Origin of the sequence: Runella sp. (genome assembly GCF_027484545.1) — a bacterium.
In the GTDB taxonomy this organism is placed as follows: Bacteria; Bacteroidota; Bacteroidia; order Cytophagales; family Spirosomataceae; genus Runella.
The window spans coordinates 1-2,623 of record NZ_JAIXST010000173.1 but is presented as its reverse complement, the minus strand read 5'-3'; the positions used below and the strand labels follow the sequence as shown (position 1 = coordinate 2,623).

At 39.4% G+C, this 2,623-nt stretch carries 3 protein-coding genes; 1 reads left to right on the top strand and 2 read right to left on the bottom strand.

Annotated features, from left to right (window positions below; genetic code table 11):
- Positions 1-156: 156 nt before the first annotated feature.
- Positions 157-363 (bottom strand): hypothetical protein, encoded by a 207-nt coding sequence (locus tag Q0081_RS16490; protein ID WP_298355441.1) that lies wholly within the window; start codon positions 361-363, stop codon positions 157-159.
- A 362-nt stretch (positions 364-725) separates the two neighbouring features.
- A complete protein-coding gene (locus tag Q0081_RS16485; protein ID WP_298355439.1) occupies positions 726-1,772 on the bottom strand; it encodes a M20/M25/M40 family metallo-hydrolase in 1,047 nt (348 codons plus the stop codon).
- Between the two features lie 139 nt (positions 1,773-1,911).
- Between Q0081_RS16485 and Q0081_RS16480 the strand changes: the two genes are divergently transcribed.
- The gene (locus tag Q0081_RS16480; protein ID WP_298355437.1) at positions 1,912-2,520 is read left to right on the top strand and encodes a response regulator transcription factor; all 609 of its coding nucleotides are present in this window, start codon (positions 1,912-1,914) and stop codon (positions 2,518-2,520) included.
- Positions 2,521-2,623 lie beyond the last annotated feature (103 nt).

Genomic DNA, 2,623 nt, shown 5'->3' with positions numbered 1-2,623 from the left:
ACTATATTGAAAACATTCAAAATAAACTAAACAACAGGCCCAGAAAAGCACTCAAGTTCTTATCCCCCATTGAGTTTATTCAAAAACAAAAAATTGCATTTCAAAATTGAATTCACGAACAAAAATAACAGGACAAAAGGGTTAACACACAAAATATTACAGCGGGAAGGTTTTTGATGCTTTGTTAAGCTTTTCTAATGCAGTTTCTATTTGCTTTTCAGTGGCGTTAGGCGGAATAATCACAGTCATTGTTGTGGTGAATTGATTTTCACATCCAAAATACATTTCATTTCTCAAATAGTCAATTAGCCGAGAAAAACGCGGTAAATCCCTCCTGTATGAAAGCATCATAAATGCTGCCAACAAAATAGCCGGTTTGTGAGGACACGCAGTACATAAATTTATAGGTGTTACGTTTGCACTCCATTTCAAGACACAGAGAGGTATCCGAGTGGTTGAAGGAGTACGCCTGGAAAGTGTGTATGCTGCAAGGCATTGAGAATTCGAATCTCTGCATCAAAATTTTTTAAGCCCTTGTAAATCAAAATTTTACAGGGGTTTTTATTTTCTTCGGTTACCCATAAGTAAAAAGGCGGTCTGCCGCTGCGGCAAAACTGCAATAAGCAAAAACCTTTGTTTATCAAGGAGTTATAAAAAATTATTTCACATTTAATTTTGCGTAAGTGCTTAAGTGTCTTCATTGCTATAAAAATCCTGCGGTCAAGCTACTTCTTAGGATTTGCCATCATCCATGCGCTTTGAAATACTAAAGTGGCCCGTTTTTGAAGGACAATATAGTTAATTTTGTCAGCTGAATCCGAAGGTTGGTGATAGTCCGGGTGTTCACCATCCATAAAAAAAGCAATCGGGATGCCTTGTTTGGCAAAATTATAATGATCCGAGCGATAGTAAAATTGGCTGGGATCGTTTTCGGAATCGTAACGATAATCAAGATTGAGATTCACCGATTTTTGATTAGCAACTTCGATGGTTTGCTTTAATTCTTTATCTGATTTCCCCGTAATCAAATAGCAATAATCAGGTCTCTTCCGATGTTTAAGGTCAGTTCTTCCAACCATGTCTACGTTCAAATCGCAGATGATTTGGTTCATGTCAAAGGGGCTTGCCGCTACAAAATACTTGGAACCTATCAATCCGCCTTCTTCGCCCGAAAACAACAAAAACAAAATACTGCGGCGAGGACGGATGCCCTGCTGCGCCAAACTGTCAAAGGCGGCGGCCATCGCCAAGACCGAAGCCGTACTGGAGGCATTGTCATCGGCTCCATTATAAATTAGGTTGCCATTTTTCCCTAAATGGTCATAATGGGCAGAAACGATAACAATTTCATTTTTTAAATCCGAGCCAACGAGTAATGCTCCTACGTTATGAGCAAACAGTATCTGATTCGTGTCGTCGTTTGCCAATGGAGGATTTGACAGTTCGCTGCGCTTGGCTGTCACAGTCATTCTGCCAAAATAAGACACTAAAGCAGGTATAAAGTAATATTTCTGTAAAAAAGTCCACCACAAGCTATCCAGCTGAAAAACAGGCAATAGATGATTGTCTTTAAAAGTCTTAACGCAATAATCAGCGGCTTTATATTGTCCAATAGTTCCTGTTTGACGCCCTTGTAAACTATCGGACGCTAACGTATAAACGTGTTTTTTAAGCAAAACCTCAGAAACCAAAACCGACGAAATCGTATCCTGAGCGACGCTTTGAATTGAATAAAGAAAGGAAAACAATACCAATAAGCAGCCCTTTATCATGCGTTTTTTCTTAATAATGGTCTTGAGAAAGCGGCAATTTAGCCAAAAGTGTTGAGCCATTTCAAACAGATAACCACTAATCTACGCCGATTTTTTCCTAAATTTGGGTAAAACACTCATTCCTAACCTTTTCTTTCCCATGACCCGAATTGTGGTAGCCGACGACCATCCCGTAGTACTCGGAGGACTTCGAATGATGTTTGAAAACAGTGCCGGTTATGAATTAATCGGCGAGGCTTCTTCGCTGAAGGAAACGCTTACCGTCTGTGAGACTCTCCGTCCCGATGTGCTGATACTCGACTTGAATTTTGACGGGAAAAGTAGCCTTGATTTAGTCCCTGAATTGCGTTCGCGTTTTACGGCATTGAAAATTCTGGTGTTTTCTGCTTATTATTCCACTGGATTGGTCAAAAAAGCGCTCGAAGCCGGCGTGCAGGGATATTTACTCAAAGATGCCTCCAAAACCGAATGGACTGAAGCCTTAAGTAGGCTTGTCCAGGGAAAAACCTATCTGAGCAAACACATCTCAGGAGTAGCTTTTAAATTGGATGAGTTCCAAAATTCTGATTTTAACCAACTGACGAATTTATCCGAACGTGAAAAAAATATCATTCAATTGATTGCCAACGGGCTGATGGAAGACAAAATTGCAGAAACGCTTTTTATCAGCAAACACACGGTACATACCCATAAGAAAAACATTTTCAAGAAACTGCAACTTCATACCAATGCCAGGGCTTTTTCATAAAACAGTTTAACTTCTTGCAAAACAGCTCTTTGCCTTTTGTCTATCAAAGTTAAAATCTTCTCTGACGAGCCTTATATTATTTGTTATATTCTTTTTTGGTATT